This is a genomic window from Shewanella sp. (genome assembly GCF_013214165.1).
Lineage (GTDB): Bacteria > Pseudomonadota > Gammaproteobacteria > Enterobacterales > Shewanellaceae > Shewanella.
In genome coordinates, this window is sequence record NZ_JABSSM010000083.1 from 1 (window position 1) to 17,370 (window position 17,370).

Annotated in this window: 19 protein-coding genes; 11 read left to right on the top strand and 8 right to left on the bottom strand. The window is 45.4% G+C overall.

The window, feature by feature from the left end:
- Positions 1-174: 174 nt before the first annotated feature.
- From thrS to rplT, 4 genes are all read left to right on the top strand, one after another.
- Complete coding sequence (gene thrS, locus HRU42_RS17555) at positions 175-2,103, top strand: threonine--tRNA ligase (protein WP_295032939.1); 1,929 nt, start codon at positions 175-177, stop codon at positions 2,101-2,103.
- Between the two features lie 3 nt (positions 2,104-2,106).
- Entirely contained in the window at positions 2,107-2,649 is a 543-nt protein-coding gene (gene infC, locus HRU42_RS17560; RefSeq protein ID WP_295032970.1) for a translation initiation factor IF-3, read from the top strand.
- A gap of 83 nt (positions 2,650-2,732) precedes the next feature.
- Positions 2,733-2,927 carry a 50S ribosomal protein L35 gene (rpmI, locus tag HRU42_RS17565; RefSeq protein ID WP_005503401.1) on the top strand — a complete coding sequence of 65 codons (195 nt, stop codon included), beginning with the start codon at positions 2,733-2,735 and terminating at the stop codon, positions 2,925-2,927.
- A gap of 17 nt (positions 2,928-2,944) precedes the next feature.
- Positions 2,945-3,304: a 50S ribosomal protein L20 gene (gene rplT / locus HRU42_RS17570; RefSeq protein ID WP_144046658.1), complete on the top strand. Its 360-nt coding sequence runs from the start codon at positions 2,945-2,947 to the stop codon at positions 3,302-3,304.
- Positions 3,305-3,440: 136 nt separating this feature from the next.
- On the opposite strand, the gene trxB is transcribed toward rplT, so the two are convergent.
- Both trxB and ald read right to left on the bottom strand, forming a co-directional pair.
- A complete protein-coding gene (trxB, locus tag HRU42_RS17575) occupies positions 3,441-4,394 on the bottom strand; it encodes a thioredoxin-disulfide reductase (protein ID WP_295032942.1) in 954 nt (317 codons plus the stop codon).
- Positions 4,395-4,543: 149 nt separating this feature from the next.
- Positions 4,544-5,659, bottom strand: a complete 1,116-nt coding sequence (ald, locus tag HRU42_RS17580; RefSeq protein ID WP_295032944.1) for an alanine dehydrogenase — start codon at positions 5,657-5,659, stop codon at positions 4,544-4,546.
- A gap of 180 nt (positions 5,660-5,839) precedes the next feature.
- Here ald and lrp point away from each other — a divergent pair, with 180 nt between their 5' ends.
- The 6 genes from lrp to serS all read left to right on the top strand — a co-directional run bounded on the left by lrp (position 5,840) and on the right by serS (position 12,768).
- Positions 5,840-6,346, top strand: coding sequence for a leucine-responsive transcriptional regulator Lrp (gene lrp / locus HRU42_RS17585; protein ID WP_144046655.1), 507 nt, complete (start codon positions 5,840-5,842; stop codon positions 6,344-6,346).
- A gap of 183 nt (positions 6,347-6,529) precedes the next feature.
- Entirely contained in the window at positions 6,530-9,052 is a 2,523-nt protein-coding gene (locus HRU42_RS17590) for a DNA translocase FtsK (RefSeq protein ID WP_295032945.1), read from the top strand.
- A gap of 69 nt (positions 9,053-9,121) precedes the next feature.
- Positions 9,122-9,748, top strand: a complete 627-nt coding sequence (gene lolA / locus HRU42_RS17595; RefSeq protein WP_295032947.1) for an outer membrane lipoprotein chaperone LolA — start codon at positions 9,122-9,124, stop codon at positions 9,746-9,748.
- Positions 9,749-9,764: 16 nt separating this feature from the next.
- Positions 9,765-11,096, top strand: coding sequence for a replication-associated recombination protein A (locus tag HRU42_RS17600; protein ID WP_295032949.1), 1,332 nt, complete (start codon positions 9,765-9,767; stop codon positions 11,094-11,096).
- Positions 11,089-11,463 (top strand): fluoride efflux transporter CrcB, encoded by a 375-nt coding sequence (gene crcB, locus HRU42_RS17605; protein ID WP_295032951.1) that lies wholly within the window; start codon positions 11,089-11,091, stop codon positions 11,461-11,463. The genes HRU42_RS17600 and crcB overlap by 8 nt, the downstream gene beginning before the upstream one ends.
- Positions 11,464-11,481: 18 nt before the next feature.
- Positions 11,482-12,768, top strand: a complete 1,287-nt coding sequence (serS, locus tag HRU42_RS17610) for a serine--tRNA ligase (RefSeq protein ID WP_295032952.1) — start codon at positions 11,482-11,484, stop codon at positions 12,766-12,768.
- A gap of 104 nt (positions 12,769-12,872) precedes the next feature.
- Here serS and HRU42_RS17615 read toward each other — a convergent pair whose 3' ends face one another.
- The 6 genes from HRU42_RS17615 to punR form a co-directional block, all read right to left on the bottom strand.
- Positions 12,873-13,211, bottom strand: coding sequence for a TusE/DsrC/DsvC family sulfur relay protein (locus HRU42_RS17615; RefSeq protein ID WP_295032975.1), 339 nt, complete (start codon positions 13,209-13,211; stop codon positions 12,873-12,875).
- Entirely contained in the window at positions 13,205-13,486 is a 282-nt protein-coding gene (tusB, locus tag HRU42_RS17620; protein ID WP_295032954.1) for a sulfurtransferase complex subunit TusB, read from the bottom strand. The genes HRU42_RS17615 and tusB overlap by 7 nt, the downstream gene beginning before the upstream one ends.
- The gene (gene tusC / locus HRU42_RS17625; protein WP_295032955.1) at positions 13,486-13,842 is read right to left on the bottom strand and encodes a sulfurtransferase complex subunit TusC; all 357 of its coding nucleotides are present in this window, start codon (positions 13,840-13,842) and stop codon (positions 13,486-13,488) included. The genes tusB and tusC overlap by 1 nt, the downstream gene beginning before the upstream one ends.
- Positions 13,842-14,231 (bottom strand): sulfurtransferase complex subunit TusD, encoded by a 390-nt coding sequence (gene tusD, locus HRU42_RS17630; RefSeq protein ID WP_295032958.1) that lies wholly within the window; start codon positions 14,229-14,231, stop codon positions 13,842-13,844. Before tusD ends, tusC begins: the two co-directional genes overlap by 1 nt.
- A gap of 140 nt (positions 14,232-14,371) precedes the next feature.
- Positions 14,372-15,034, bottom strand: coding sequence for a Bax inhibitor-1/YccA family protein (locus HRU42_RS17635; protein WP_295032959.1), 663 nt, complete (start codon positions 15,032-15,034; stop codon positions 14,372-14,374).
- A 205-nt stretch (positions 15,035-15,239) separates the two neighbouring features.
- Entirely contained in the window at positions 15,240-16,142 is a 903-nt protein-coding gene (gene punR, locus HRU42_RS17640; protein WP_295032961.1) for a DNA-binding transcriptional activator PunR, read from the bottom strand.
- A 129-nt stretch (positions 16,143-16,271) separates the two neighbouring features.
- On the opposite strand from punR, the gene punC reads away from it, so the two are divergent.
- A partial coding sequence (punC, locus tag HRU42_RS17645) for a purine nucleoside transporter PunC (protein WP_295032965.1) occupies positions 16,272-17,370 on the top strand: 1,099 nt, incomplete at its 3' end.

The following is a 17,370-nucleotide window of genomic DNA, read 5'->3' on the forward strand; positions in this document are numbered from 1 at the left end:
CCTGCTCCACTGCGTTTTTATGCTTGCACTCACGGGTACAGATCTCGTAGAATTACTCGCTTGCGCCTAAGGTGATTAAGACTCTTGTAATGGCTTACCCCATTGGTGCTTCTACTTTACCTCTATATTAGCAAGTGGCCCTGCGTGGGGGTCACCACTGGATAAGGATTTTTCATGCCTGTTATTACACTTCCTGACGGAAGCAAACGTGAGTTTGCTAACCCGGTTTCTACTTTAGATGTTGCCGCTGATATTGGCCCTGGTCTTGCGAAAGCATGTATCGCCGGTCGAGTGAACGGTGAGCTTAAAGATGCTTGTGACATCATAGACACAGATTCTGAGTTATCGATCATCACAGCTAAAGACGAAGAGGGTGTAGAGATACTTCGTCATTCCTGTGCTCATCTACTTGGTCATGCATTCAAGCAATTATGGCCAGAAGCTAAAATGGCGATCGGTCCGGTTATTGATAATGGTTTCTATTATGATATCGATCTTGAGCACAAGCTGACCCAGGAAGACATAGATGCGCTACAGAAGCGTATGACTCAACTTGCAAAGACAAACTATAAAGTTGAGAAACGAGTGGATAGCTGGCAAGTCGCCCGCGACACATTTGAAGCTCGCGGCGAAATTTACAAGATGGCCATCTTAGATGAGAACATCAGTAAAGATGACCAGCCTGCGCTATATCATCATGAAGAATATGTCGATATGTGCCGCGGACCTCATGTACCGAACATGAGATTCTGCCAACACTTTAAGTTGATGAGTGTTGCAGGGGCCTACTGGCGCGGTAACTCTGATAATAAAATGTTGCAACGTGTCTACGGAACCGCATGGGCTGATAAGAAAGCCCTTAAGGTACATCTTAACCGTTTAGAAGAAGCGGCTAAGCGCGATCATCGTAAGATAGGTAAGCAACTCGACTTGTATCATATGCAAGAAGAAGCACCTGGAATGGTGTTTTGGCATAACGATGGTTGGACCTTGTACCTGGAGCTTGAGAAATTCATTCGCCAAAAGCTAGGTCAGTACACTTATCAGGAAGTGAAAGGTCCGTTAATGATGGATCGTGTGCTTTGGGAACGTTCCGGTCACTGGGATAAGTATTCAGAGGCCATGTTCACCACTAAGTCTGAAAATCGTGAGTACGCAATTAAGCCGATGAACTGTCCGGGTCACGTACAGATCTTTAACCAAGGCCTTAAATCATATCGCGATCTTCCACTGCGTATGGCTGAGTTCGGTTGTTGTCATCGTAATGAACCATCGGGTTCACTCCATGGCCTAATGCGTGTTCGTGGTTTCACTCAAGATGATGCCCATATCTTCTGTACAGAAGATCAGGTACAGCAAGAAGTCAGTGCCTGTATCCAGATGGTTTATGATACTTACGCAACATTCGGCTTTAAAAATATTGTCGTTAAACTCTCGACTCGCCCTGAGCAGCGTATCGGTGACGATGAGATGTGGGATAGAGCCGAAGAAGCGCTTAAGCAAGCCCTGGTCGCTAATGACATAGAATTTGATATATTACCTGGCGAAGGCGCCTTCTATGGACCTAAGATCGAGTTCACATTACACGACTGTCTAGATCGTGCTTGGCAGTGTGGTACGGTTCAACTCGATTATGCGCTTCCTGGTCGTTTAGGTGCGACTTATGTCGCCGAAGATAACAGCCGACAGACGCCAGTGATGATTCATCGTGCAATATTAGGTTCACTAGAGCGATTCTTGGGTATTCTTATCGAAGAGTATGCGGGTAAATTTCCGACTTGGTTAGCGCCAATGCAAGTCGTCGTCATGAACATTACTGACAAACAGTCAGATTATGTCGATGAAGTAGTCAATTTATTAAAAGAAAACGGAATTCGTGCCTCTAAAGACTTGAGGAATGAGAAGATAGGCTTTAAAATACGTGAGCACACCTTAAGGCGTGTTCCTTATTTATTGGTCGTAGGCGATCAAGAAATTGAAAATAAGGAAGTTGCGGTGCGTACCAGAGATGGTGTTGACTTAGGCAAAATGCGAATCGAAGATTTCGCGGCCAAAATCAATAAGCAAATTTCGCTCCGTAGTCTCATTTTGTTGGAGGATTAGGTCATAAAGATCAAAAAAACAGCAGGGCGCCAGGCGGCCCCGAATAGAATAAACGAACTCATCACCGGTGTGCAACAAGTGCGTTTGAACGGTCTTGAAGGTGAGCCTATTGGAGTAGTATCAATTAGCGAAGCACAGGAACTGGCTGATGAAGCAGGTGTAGATCTTGTTGAAATTAGTCCTAACGCTGAGCCGCCGGTTTGCCGTATAATGGACTACGGGAAGTTCCTTTTTGATAAGGCGAAAGCTCAAAAGGAACAAAAAAAGAAGCAGAAAATCGTGCAGGTGAAGGAAGTTAAATTCCGTCCCGGTACCGATGAAAATGATTATCAGGTAAAACTACGCAACCTGATTCGTTTTCTAACTGACGGTGATAAAGCGAAAGTTACGCTGCGTTTCCGTGGTCGTGAGATGGCTCACCAAAATCTTGGTATGAAACTTTTGAATCGTATTAAAGATGATTTGGCTGAGATAGCAGTAGTTGAGTCCTTCCCGAAAATGGAAGGTCGCCAAGCTGTGATGGTACTCGCGCCGAAAAAGAAATAGTAGGGCCAAATAAAAGTAGTAGGGATCGTTAAGGTCTCTGCTCGCCTTGCGTTTTATTAATATCCCAATGCGGAGTTTTAGCAATGCCTAAAATGAAAACTGACAAGGGTGTAGCGAAGCGTTTTAAGAAAACCGCCAATGGTTTCAAACGTAAGCAAGCTCATTTACGTCACATCTTGACCAAGAAAAGCACTAAGCGTAAACGTCACTTACGTGCCAAATGTTTAGTTAGCAAAGCCGACATGCCAGCAATTGCACGTCAACTACCATACGCTTAATAAAGGAGCAATAAACAATGCCTAGAGTTAAGCGTGGTGTAACCGCTCGTGCTCGTCACAAGAAAGTACTAAAACTAGCCAAAGGTTATTACGGAGCTCGCTCACGTACTTACCGTGTTGCTAAGCAAGCAGTAACTAAAGCTGGTCAATATGCCTACCGTGACCGTCGTCAGAAGAAACGTCAATTCCGTCAACTTTGGATTGCACGTATCAATGCGGCAGCTCGTCAAAATGGTCTGTCTTACAGCCGTTTCATTAATGGTTTGAAAAAAGCCTCTATTGAAATCGATCGTAAGATCCTAGCTGACATCGCTGTATTCGACAAAGTTGTATTTACAACTTTGGTTGAGAGAGCAAAAGACGCATTAGCTAAGTAATTAGTTGATTCATCTTGATTAAAGGGACCTTTGGGTCCCTTTTTTTATGCCTATAATTTTCTCAACGAGGAATTTTAGGCAAAAAAATAGTAGGCTATTGCCTACTATTTATAATGTTCATGTGAAATAACGCGGGTTACTTGAGTGCGTCTAAGTAACGTTCGGCGTCAAGTGCAGCCATACAACCTGTGCCAGCCGAAGTGATTGCTTGACGGTAGTGTTGATCCATCACGTCACCTGCAGCAAAAACACCTTCGATACTTGCTTGAGTGGCGTTGCCATTCAGACCACTTTGTACCTTGATGTAGCCATTGCTCATCTCTAATTGACCTTCGAACATGCCAGTATTTGGGCTGTGACCGATGGCAATGAAAACGCCCATTAATTCAAGTTCTGTGATAACACCATCTTTAGTGCTCTTCATTTTAAGACCGGTAACGCCCATCTGATCGCCAACAACTTCATCGAGTGTATTGTCTAAGTGGAGAATAATGTTGCCATTTTCAACCTTATCCATGAGGCGCTTGGTCAATATTTTTTCACTGCGGAATGTATCTCGGCGATGAATAAGATGAACTTCAGAGGCGATGTTACTGAGGTAAAGTGCTTCTTCTACAGCGGTATTACCGCCGCCGACAACGGCAACCTTTTGGTTACGGTAGAAGAAACCATCACAGGTTGCACAGGCTGAAACACCCTTGCCCTTGAATGCTTCTTCAGAATCTAAACCAAGATACATGGCTGAAGCGCCTGTTGAGATGATGAGTGCATCACAAGTGAACTCACCGTTGTCGCCCTTTAGCTGAAACGGACGAACGTTGAGGTTGACTTCGTTGATGTGGTCAAAAATGATTTCAGTATCAAATTTTTCTGCGTGCTTCTGCATACGCTCCATCAATGCCGGACCGGTGAGATCATCTGCATCGCCTGGCCAGTTTTCAACTTCTGTTGTGGTAGTAAGCTGACCGCCTTGCTGTATACCTGTTATTAAAACTGGCTTCAGGTTTGCGCGAGCAGCATATACTGCAGCAGTGTAGCCCGCTGGGCCAGAACCTAAAATCAACAGTTCACAGTGTCTAACTTGACTCATTCTTTTCTCCGTGCTTTTTAGCAAATTGCTGCGATTGTATGGAATTTCCTACATGGGGTAAAGTCTTGTATGAGGATTCTTTTAGATTGTGCTAATCGAAAAAAAGGGAGCCTAGGCTCCCTTTAGTATCACCAACTCATTCTGGTGAATTAGTTGAGTAAAATCTTTGGCTCGACGAACTCAAGGTTTAATGCTTCGGCGACCTCTTTACAGGTGATCTTACCGTGCATGACATTTAGGCCATTAAGTAGATGCTTATCTTGGAGTAGGGCTTTTCTATAACCAAGATCGGCTAGCTTAATGATGTAGGGTAATGTGGCATTGTTCAGTGCAAACGTAGAAGTACGTGCAACGGCGCCAGGCATGTTAGCCACACAGTAATGCACCACATCATCGACGATATACGTTGGGTCTTCGTGTGTGGTCGCATGTGACGTTTCGATACAACCACCTTGGTCGATTGCAACATCGACGATAGCAGAGCCAGGCTTCATCTTAGCGATATGCTCTTTAGTCACTAGTTTAGGTGCCGCCGCGCCAGGGACCAGTACACCACCAATGACAAGATCGGCTTCCAATACATGTTTTTCGATGGCCGCTGCTGTGGAGTAGATGGCTTTAACGCGATTATCAAACTGGGCATTAAGGCGACGAAGTGCATCTATGCTACGGTCTAAGATCACGACATCGGCACCTAGGCCTACAGCCATCTGCGCCGCGTTGGTACCCACTATACCACCGCCAATAATGACGACTTTAGCAGGCTCAACACCTGGTACGCCGCCAAGTAGCATGCCACGTCCACCCATAGACTTTTCTAAGGCCATGGCGCCAGCTTGAATAGACATACGGCCAGCGACTTCAGACATTGGTGCGAGTAAGGGAAGGGCGCCACGGTCATCGGTGACGGTTTCATAGGCGATACAAACAGCTCCACTTTTGATTAAGCCTTCAGTTTGTGGAAGATCGGGTGCCAAGTGTAAATAGGTAAATAACAGCTGGTCTTCACGCAACATAGCACGTTCTACAGCTTGTGGTTCCTTCACCTTAACGATCATCTCAGACTTGGCAAATACTTCTGCTGCTGTGCCTAAAATAGATGCCCCAACATCGATATAATCTTGATCTGTGAAACCAATTCCGTTACCAGCATTAGTTTCAATGAATACTTTATGACCTTTAATAGTCAATTCACGCACACTGGAAGGGACCATACCAACACGATACTCGTGGTTTTTGATTTCTTTAGGTACACCAATTATCATCTTCGAGCCTCAATCTGCATAATAACCCATGTTTTATGGGTTTAATTGTTATTTTGTCGTGTCCTGAACGTGATTGTTTCAGGAAAATCTAGTATAGTATTAGTTCAGCAGTTTATGCTGCTGAACTTTTGACATACGTAGTGATAAATGTTGTTTTAGTAATAAAGCAAGGTTAAAAATATGCTTAATAATAAAAAGAGTCCTATAAAAGACTTAGATCGTATAGATCGAAACATACTTAATGAGTTACAGACCGACGGACGCATTTCTAATGTAGAGCTGTCTAAACGAGTAGGTTTAAGTCCCACACCTTGCCTTGAGAGAGTTAAAAGACTTGAGAAGCAGGGGTATATCAATGGATATACCGCATTAGTGAACCCTCATTTTTTGGGTGCTTCATTGCTGGTGTTTGTGGAAATTACACTTAATCGTGATAGCGCCGAAGTATTTGATAAATTCAATCGTGCAGTTCAATTATTAGATGACATTCAAGAATGTCATCTAGTGTCAGGCGATTTCGACTACTTGTTGAAAACACGTGTATCAGATATGTCGGCCTATCGTCGCTTGTTAGGCGAAACTTTACTCAAATTGCCCTCTGTTTCTGACACTCGTACTTACGTAGTGATGGAAGAAGTTAAGCAAACCAATAAAGTTGCAATCAACGTTACTGCCGAAACGCTATAGATTTGGCTGTATGTTTCCAAAAAAGGAGCCAATTATGGCTCCTTTTTTTATTTTGAGCATAAAATGTTCGCTAGTATCAATTAGCATAAAAATAATGCCGTCAACATAGGCTTAATCGCTGCAAAAGCCCATCATATTTGGTATCTTAAGCTCACCTGTCTTCATCTTTTTATGGGTTTTCATTTGGCTAAGGGAAATAGTGTTAAAACGCTCAGTGGAGTGCAGCGAATTTTAGAGGGGAGCCTCATCCTATGCTGCATGCTGGCAACGTATATTCTGCTATCACTCAGCAGTTTTGACTCTTCGGATCCGGGCTGGAGTCAGTCTAACTTCGAAGGTGACATTCAGAATGTTACCGGGGCCGTAGGCGCCTGGATGGCGGATGTCTTGTTCTATTTCTTCGGATATACCGCCTATATCATTCCTATTATCGTGGCATTGACGGGTTGGTTGCTGTTTAAACGCACCCACAAATTATTAGAAATAGATTATTTCTCAGTGGGACTCCGGCTCATAGGCTTCTTACTGATCGTGTTTAGCTTAGCGGCTTTAGGCAGCATGAACGTCAATGATATCTATGATTTTTCTGCCGGTGGTGTTTCTGGAGATGTGATCCGTGACGCCATGTTGCCTTATTTCAATCAATTAGGCACCACACTCTTATTGCTTTGCTTCGTCGGTGCAGGTTTCACGCTCTTAACGGGGATTAGCTGGCTTACGGTTATCGATCTTACCGGGTTCAGTGCCATCTGGATTTTTAATTTACTGCGTGGATTACCCGAGCGCTTTAGCAGACGTGCACCTGAGACCGAAGATACTCGAGGTTTCATGTCTGTGTTTGATAAGTTTAAAGAGAAACGTGCTCTGAGAGATGAAGCTGTCGAGTGGAATGATGATAGCGATGTTCACGATGAGCTTGATTATAAAGATCCACATGAGCCGAGTATTCACGCTCAAGAGGCCAGAGCCGAAGCTGCGACACAGAGTCAAGCTAAAGAGACCGAGCTTGTCATCGAAATGCCGAATCTAGATACCAGTATCGAGACTGATACGATCGATTTCGGTACTCAGGCTTCTACTGGCGCTGTCGCTAAGGTCCAGGAGCAAGAACAAGATACAGTAAAGACACAAAGTCAAGACACGGCAAAAATAGTCGATGGTATCGTGGTATTACCGGGTCAAAATTTAGCACCAGCTAAGAAGCCGATCACGCCGTTGCCGTGCATCTCACTACTCGATGTGCCTAACAGAAAGACGAACCCCATCAGTCGTGAGGAGTTAGAGCAAGTCGGCACCTTGGTTGAGGCCAAACTTGCCGATTTTAATATTGTCGCCAAAGTGATGGGCATCTTTCCTGGTCCCGTGGTAACGCGTTTCGAGCTAGACTTGGCGCCGGGTGTTAAAGCCTCAAAAATTACTAACTTATCGAAAGATTTAGCCCGCTCCTTACTGGCTGAAAGCGTTCGAGTCGTCGAAGTTATTCCAGGTAAATCCTACGTAGGACTGGAATTGCCAAACAAGTTCCGTGAAACCGTATTCATGCGGGATGTACTCGACAGTAAAGAATTTTCAGAAAATGAGTCACATCTAAGTATGGTACTGGGTCAAGACATCGCCGGCGACCCCGTGGTGGTCGACTTAGGTAAGATGCCACACCTCTTGGTTGCCGGTACTACAGGCTCGGGTAAGTCGGTCGGCGTCAACGTGATGATCACTAGCTTACTGTATAAGTCTGGCCCCGATGATGTACGTTTTATCATGATCGATCCTAAGATGTTAGAGCTTTCAGTTTACGAAGGTATTCCGCATTTATTGTGTGAAGTCGTTACCGACATGAAAGATGCGGCTAACTCCTTGCGTTGGTGTGTGGGGGAGATGGAGCGCAGATATAAACTTATGTCTGCCTTAGGCGTACGAAATCTTAAAGGCTATAACGCAAAAATTAAACAGGCTAAAGCTGCGGGTGCTCCGATACTCGATCCTCTGTGGAAATCATCGGAGAGTATGGAGGCTGAGGCGCCCGAACTAGAAAAATTACCTTCGATCGTGGTCATAGTGGATGAATTTGCCGACATGATGATGATTGTAGGCAAGAAGGTTGAAGAGCTAATAGCCCGTATTGCCCAGAAGGCCCGTGCTGCTGGGATCCATTTAATCCTCGCAACTCAGAGACCTTCGGTGGACGTGATAACCGGCTTGATTAAGGCCAACATCCCAACCCGAATGGCGTTCCAGGTGTCTAGTCGAATCGATTCCCGTACCATTTTAGATCAACAGGGCGCGGAAACTCTACTGGGTATGGGAGACATGTTGTACCTTCCTCCGGGAACCAGTGTCCCCATTCGAGTGCATGGTGCTTTTATCGACGATCATGAGGTTCATGCAGTAGTCGCAGATTGGCATAGCCGAGGTAAGCCTCAATATATCGATGAGATTATCAATGGTTCTGCCGAAGGCGAGCAGATTCTGCTACCCGGTGAGGCCAGTGAGTCAGATGATGATACCGATGCACTTTATGATGAAGCCGTTGCCTTCGTTACCGAAACGCGCAGAGGGTCTATCTCAAGTGTACAGCGTAAGTTTAAGATAGGTTATAACCGCGCCGCGCGTATCATTGAGCATATGGAGGCTCAGGGAGTGGTTAGCTCTCAGGGACACAACGGTAATCGTGAGGTGCTGGCGCCACCTCCGCCTAAAACCTATTAATGACGCTTTTGGCAGTTAGAACATAAACTTTGGCCAAGGTGATAACAGCATTTGTTAGAAGGACATATCATGAGAAAAAGCGTAATTTTATTGGCAATGGCACTGCCCTTGATGGCATCCCATCTCGCGGTTGCAGATGAATCATCTGTACTAAAAGCAAAATTAGAAGAAGTGGCCACACTGAAGGCAAACTTTAGTCAGGTCGTCACCGACATCAACAATAAAGAGATCCAAACAGGCAGTGGCGTGTTTGCTTTAGCCTACCCAAATAAGTTTTATTGGCATCTGACCGAGCCCGACGAATCCTTGATTGTCGCCGATGGCACAGATGTGTGGATCTATAATCCCTTTGCCGAGCAAGTCACAGTGATGGATCTTAATCAAGCGATCACAGCATCACCCATAGCCCTGCTGGTTTATAGAGACGAAGCGACCTGGTCACAATACTCGGTGACCTCGAAAGGTGATTGTTTCGATATAAAACCTAACAGTGTCGATGCCGGTGTCGAGTCGGTAAAAGTCTGCTTCAAAGACAAGACCTTGACTCAGATGGTGCTAGCAGATCAACAGGGCAATGTGAGCTCATTTCAGCTAACAGATCAGACAGGCATCACAGAAACGGAGATGTCATTATTTAAGTTTACCCTGCCTGAAGATGTTGATATTGACGATCAACGCTTAAATGCCGTTAACTAACCGCGAAGAGAGATAAGTGTCCAGTTTTAGTTTCGATTTCGCCCCAGATTTCAGACCCTTGGCCGCGCGTATGCGGCCCGAGGTGTTGGAACAATTCATAGGTCAATCACATCTGTTAGGTGAAGGGAAGCCACTTCGTAAGGCACTCGAAGCCGGGCGCGCTCATTCAATGTTGTTTTGGGGGCCGCCAGGGACGGGGAAAACCACGCTGGCTGAACTCGTTGCCCATTATGCCAATGCTCATGTCGAACGTATTTCAGCGGTAACCTCTGGTGTGAAGGAGATCCGCACGGCGATTGAACATGCCAAAAATGTCGCAGAGTCTCGTGGTCAAAGAACCTTGCTCTTTGTCGATGAAGTCCACAGGTTCAATAAGAGTCAACAAGATGCCTTCTTGCCCTTTATCGAAGATGGAACGGTCATTTTTGTCGGCGCGACCACGGAAAACCCCTCATTCGAGATCAATAATGCCTTGTTATCCCGGGCTAGGGTCTATCTGATTAAGAGATTGACCAATGATGAGATCATTCAAATTGTCAGACAGGCATTGATTGATGATGAGCGAGGTCTGGGTAAAAAGCGGCTTAAGATACCCGATGCAGTGGCCGATAAATTGGCCAATGTGTGTGATGGTGATGCACGCAAAGCGCTCAATTTAATTGAATTGATGAGTGACATGTTAGCAGATGGTGAGTCATTCACCGAACAGATGATCATCGAAGTTGCCGGGCAACAGCTGGCTGGATTCGATAAAAATGGCGACCAGTTTTACGATCTTATTTCGGCTGTACATAAGTCGATTCGAGGCTCGGCGCCCGATGCCGCGCTTTACTGGTTTTGTCGAATGTTAGAAGGGGGCTGCGATCCTCTCTATATTGCACGTCGACTCCTTGCCATTGCCTCAGAAGATATAGGCAACGCCGATCCTGTTGCCATGACCGTTGCGCTCAATGCATGGGAATGTTTTCATCGCGTTGGCCCATCAGAAGGTGAGCGCGCGTTGGCACAAGCCATCGTCTATCTCGCCAGCGCGCCTAAGAGTAACGCGGTTTACACTGCGTTCAAGGCCGCCCGTCAACTGGCGCGAGAAACGGGTCAAGAGGCGGTGCCAGAGCATCTGCGCAACGCACCGACTCAGTTGATGCAAGATCTTGGCTATGGTGATGGTTACCGTTATGCCCATGATGAACCCAACGCCTATGCCTGTGGAGAGAATTATTTTCCCCAAAGACTGGCCCAGAGTCGATTTTATTACCCAACTGAACATGGCTTCGAGAAGCGCATCAAGGCCAAATTAACCCATCTTGCTCAGCTCGACAAGGACAGTGAGGTTAAACGGTATGAATAACATTCTATTTGTTGCCCTGGGGGGATCGATTGGTGCAGTTTTTCGTTATCTGATCTCAATTTTCATGGTTCAGCTATTTGGCTCTGCATTTCCTTTTGGTACACTGTTAGTCAATATTCTGGGCTCCTTTATGATGGGCATTATTTATGCCTTGGGCCAAGTCAGTGAAGTCAGTCCTGAAATTAAAGCTATGGTTGGTGTTGGCCTATTAGGCGCACTCACTACATTTTCAACTTTTTCCAACGAAACTCTGTTACTCATTCAGAGTGGAGCTTGGTTAAAGGCATTTTTAAATATCACTCTGAACCTTAGCCTGTGTATCTTCATGGTCTATTTGGGACAGCAGCTGGTTTTTTCTCGCATTTAACTATTAAGAATATAAAACATGTTAGATCCCAAATTTTTGCGTAACGAATTAGAAGTCACGGCCGAGCGTCTGGCCACCCGAGGTTTTATTCTGGATGTTGAGCGTCTCAGTAAGTTAGAGGAAACGCGTAAGTCGTTACAAATGGCTACCGAAGAACTGCAGGCATCCCGTAACGCTATCTCGAAATCTATCGGTCAGGCGAAAGCAAAGGGTGAAGATGTTGCGCCTATCATGGCTAAAGTTGGCTCGCTTGGTAGCGAACTGGATGCAAAAAAATCTGAGTTGTCAGCCTTATTAGCAGAACTGAGCGTCATTGCGATGAGCGTGCCCAATTTACCTGATGAGTCAGTCCCTTTGGGCGCCGACGAGAGTGAGAACGTCGAAGTTCGTCGCTGGGGCACACCTAAAGAATTTAACTTTGAAATTAAAGATCATGTCGATCTCGGTGAGGCCCTCGGCGGCTTAGATTTCAAAAGCGCCGTTAAAATAACCGGTACACGTTTTATCATCATGAAAGGCCAAATTGCCCGCATGCATAGAGCCTTGGCTCAGTTCATGTTAGACCTTCACACCGATGAGCACGGTTATACCGAGGCATATGTGCCCTTGCTAGTTAATGAAGATAGCTTGTTAGGCACAAGTCAGTTACCCAAATTTGGTGAGGACCTGTTCCACACTAAACCTGCTACTGAAGAAGGACAGGGCCTGAGCCTTATCCCGACGGCTGAAGTGCCACTGACGAACATGGCTCGTGATACCATCACAGATGAAGATGACCTGCCGATTAAGTTCACCGCTCATACGCCTTGTTTCAGAAGTGAAGCGGGTTCATATGGCCGTGACACTCGAGGTCTTATTCGTCAGCACCAATTTGATAAAGTAGAGCTGGTTCAACTGGTCAAGCCTGAAGATTCCATGGCTGCACTGGATGCATTAACCGGTCATGCCGAGACAGTACTGCAAAAGCTAGAACTTCCATACCGCACGGTTATTCTCTGTACCGGAGATATGGGCTTCGGTGCAAGCAAAACCTATGATATTGAAGTCTGGTTACCGGCTCAGAATACCTATAGAGAGATCTCATCTTGTAGCAACATGCAAGATTTCCAGGCCCGTCGTATGCAAGCGCGTTACAAGGAAAAATCTGCCAAGAAACCTGCATTACTGCATACGTTAAATGGCTCTGGACTGGCAGTAGGTCGTACACTCGTGGCAGTGCTTGAAAATTATCAAAACGAAGACGGTAGTGTCACAGTACCGCAAGTATTGCGCCCATATATGAATGGACTCGAAAAAATAGGTTAATTTCAGCTAGGCTAAAATATTAACACCTCTATAGAACTGCATAGGCTCTGTAGAGGTTTTTATTTGGCATAAAATGCCATTCATTTAATCTGGACTATCCCAGATTAAAGACACTTTGCAGGTTTAGGCAGGCCCGCAATCTTAGTCGCTTGTTTCGCCGGGCCAAGCGGAAATAAGCTGTACAGATATTTGGAGCTGCCTTTATCTGCACCTAGCTTCTGGCCGATGGCTTTGACCAATACCCGAATCGCCGGGCTGGTCTTAAATGCTAGATAGAAGTCACGGACGAATAAAATTACTTCCCAGTGCGCCGTTGTGAGTTCAATATTCTCACCTTGGGCTATGATCTCGGCAATCTCTTCATTCCAATCACTGACCTGCTTAAGGTAGCCTTGGTGATCCGTCTCTATTTTTTTGTCTTGATAATCTATGTGGTTCACCAGGTGATCACCTTGTTATGAATTAACGCTTGTTGAACAAATTGCTTATGGTCGATACATGCGTACTCGACGAGTCGCTTACTGAGGCCACGGGCCTGTACGTCGCTTTTAAGCAGGAAGAGCCGTCTATCTTGCAGCGCCAGCTGCCACTTATCTTCTAAGAGGGCATACACTCCATTGCCTGAGAGTAAAATACTGTCAGTTTGACCCGCATAGTGAACGGCACAGCTTAATGCATTGTCTTGATTCGGTGAAGTTTGGATATGGTGTAAGATCATTAGAAAACTAAAACCTCGTCTGCTGCTTGTAACTGCTCAGTTATGTTGTTACTGGTGACTCTTTCTGCTGAGATAGTTAACTCACTATTGGCCATGCCGAAACGTTCCAGTGAGCTCTGGCAAGCCAATACGGTTTCTATATCGTACAAATCCAATGCCCCGAATGTCGCGATATAATCTTTTGCCCCCGCGGTTTCAGGTTGCTGCTCCGGTATAAGATGCAGCACGCCTTCATCGACAAATATCAAGCTGACGTCTTGCTCGAAACTGGCACTGAGTAAGGCCAGATCCAGCGCTTCTCTGCCATGAGGCGTGCCGTGGGGGGCACGGCGAAAAATAATCGTTAGCTTCTTCATTAAAAACTCACCAATCGATCAGCGCTTTCTAAGCCTGTGACGAGTTCACCCAGGCCAGCCATAGTGAAAGGAGCTTGCATGTTCCAATGGGAAAGCTGGTTTTCTCTGGCTTCAGTCTCAGAGATGATGCCTCGTCTTAACGCGGCTGAGACACAGCTAACCAATTCGAGCCGATATTGTTCTGATAATTCAATCCAGGAACGCGTCAGGTCGAACTCGTCCGATGCCGGGCTGTTGAGGCCACTCGTATTGAAGACGCCATCTTGATAGAAGAAGACACGAACTATCTCGTGACCCGATTCCAGGGCGGCCCTTGAAAATTGGTAGGCGTTATAACTGGCAGAGCTCGAATAAGCTGCGCCATTGACCTGAATGATAAATTTGCTCATGGTTATACTTTAAAATAGCTGTGACTAAGATAATTACGTTCAGAAGGGCAAAAAAATAGCCCCATTATGGGGCCATTATAACGCATTAAAGCAACTGAAACGTGTTATTTCCTCGAGGGAAAACCGATACTCAGATGTGATTAATCGTCTCTGCCGCCAATTCCCATCAAATGAAGCAGGGCGATGAACAGGTTGATGAAATCCAGGTACAGGGCGACAGTCGCACGTATGTAGTTGGTTTCACCGCCGTTGACGATACGACTAGTATCATAAAGGATGAAGCCAGTCATCAGTAAGGCAATCCCCGCATTCAGTGCCATGAATACTACACCGCTACCGATGAAGATATTGGCGATACCCGCGACGATGGCGATAACAAGGCCAGCAATCAAGAAACCACGCATAAAGGAGAAATCTTTTTTGGTGGTGATGGCGTAGCCAGACAGGGTGACAAAAACCACTGAGGTTAATCCTAAAGCCTGCATGATCAACTGTGGGCCGTTAGCCATGCCCGCATAATGATTCAGGATGTAGCCAAGAGACGCACCTTGCATGCCGGTAAAGGCAAATACCCAAAAAAGACCGGCCGCGGTATCGGCTTTTCTCAAGGTGACAAATAATAAGATTAAGCTACCAATCGAGAGTCCGAGTGACATCATGGGGCTAATGGCCAATGTCATGGCTAACCCTGCACACACGGCAGAGAAAGCTAACGTCATCGAAAGTAGCATATAGGTGTTTTTTAGAAGCTTATTCACTTCTAGTGTGGCAGCTCCAGTTGAATACATGGTCTGTTGCGTCATAAATCTCTCCAGTGAGCCTTAAAATCGAGTGTTGTACTTGATGCTTGTCGTTTAGATAGTGATTAAGTCAAAGAGTTCCATATTCTTCGATTAAGCCCTATGCATGCTAGCAAGTAATTGAATCATACCTTAGCTTGATAGGGGGTTAAAGCCACAAAGTACATTTTGCCTCTTCAAGCGATGAATATTGTGTGATTTAACGTATTTATAGAAACCAATCATGGTGTAATTTTTCACTATCGCCTAAATAATCCAGTACCCAAGCCATGGCTGGTGACTTATTTGCACCATTCCACGCAAGGCAACATGGACTTGAAGTCCTAGGTTGCTCTAAATCTTTGAGTATTAAAGAGCCATTTTTGATAAATGGTTCGGCAAAGTGCACTGGCATATATCCTATGCCCAGGCCTTCCCGGAAACAGTTTATCGCTCTTATCCAATCCGGTACCACCAAGCGGCGCTGGTTGTTTAACAGCCAGGTCATACGTTTGGGGATTTCACGAGACGTATCTTCAAGACAAATAGCAGGGTATTGACGCAGTTCATCATCGGCTAATGGTCGATCGATCTTAGCCAGTGGGTGATGCTTACTGACTAAAAAGGCCCATTGTATTTCGCCCATATCCCTGAAGTGATATTCGCCACCGACAGGAATTGCCGTCGTCGCGCCAATGGCGATATCACTGCGACCATTAGCGATGGATTCCCAGACTCCATTGAACACTTCGATACGAATGATGAGTTCAACATTGGTGAATTCCCGATAAAAATCGGCGATAAGTACACTGATCTTGTCTGCACGGACAATATTATCGAAGGCGATAGATAATGTAGGCTGCCAACCATTAGCGATCCGTTTTGTATCATCCTTCATTGAAGCCATGTTGGTTAATAGAATACGAGTCTGTTTAACGAAATGTTCACCGGCTAAGGTTAAGCTGACACTGCGATGATGGCGTTCAAATAAAGTGACGCCTAAATCTTCTTCTACCTGTTTTACGGCATAACTGACAGCCGAAGGTACCTTGTGTAGTTTATTTGCCGCTGCGGTGAAACTGCCTACTCGTGCGACCATGTCGATCAATTGTAGTGATTGTTCAGAAAGCATACCCGCATTCCCTGCTGTGAATTTTTTTGAAGGATGACATCAAAACTAAACGTTTCACTTCGATATTGCAAGTGATTAGACTGCGCAGCCAATGTAATTATCTTTAGTTTTTATTAGTAGTAAACTTTTATGAATTCAATAAATAATACCAAGTACTTCTTTTTTCTATCTTACTTAGCTTTGCTCAGCATGCTAGGTTTTATTGCCACCGATATGTATCTTCCTGCGTTTAAAGCGATTGAAAACACCATGCAGGCATCACCGGCGCAAGTTGCCAGCACACTCACCAGTTTCCTCGCAGGCCTAGCCATTGGCCAATTATTATATGGTCCATTAGTGCTACGTATTGGCAAGCGTTACTCCTTGTTAGTCGGTTTAGCCATTTTTGCTGCTGCCAGTTTCTCAATCGCGTCCAGTGAAACGGTACTGGCTTTTAATGTGTCGCGCTTCTTTCAAGCCATAGGCGCTTGTAGCGCTGGGGTGATCTGGCAAGCTATTGTCATAGAAAAATACGATGCAGCTAAGGCGCAGAGGGTATTTTCGAATATCATGCCTCTCGTGGCGCTCTCACCGGCTTTAGCGCCCTTATTAGGCGCATTCGTATTAGAAAGTACAGGTTGGCAGAGTATATTCATGATATTAACTGGGTTAGCCGTCTTCCTGATGCTGATGACACTCATATTTGTGCCCCAAGAAGCAATGAACAAGCATAAGGCGAGTCAGACTCGCGCAATTTCAAATTGGGACCTGTTAAACAATACTAAATATCTGGGGAACGTGATCATCTTCGGTGCTTGCTCCGGTGCATTCTTTGCCTATCTAACCTTATGGCCAATTGTCATGGAGCAACATGGATTCGCAGCCAAGGAGATTGGACTGAGCTTTATTCCACAGACGATCATGTTTATCGTCGGTGGTTATGCCAGTAAAATATTGATAAGGAAAATAGGGACTGAAAAAACACTCTCAGTTTTACTCACAGTATTTGGCTTGTGTGTATTAGCCATCGTGGCAAGCACCCTGGTTTTTTCTTTCGATACCTTGCTGCCATTGTTAGTTTCTTTCTCGGTTTTAGCGGCTGCAAACGGCGCAATCTACCCCATAGTCGTCAACAATGCGCTACAAGAGTTTACCGATAATGCGGCAAAAGCGGCAGGTCTGCAAAACTTCTTACAGATAGGTATCGCCTTCGGTGCCTCTAGCTTAGTCGCTATATGGGCCGCTCTCG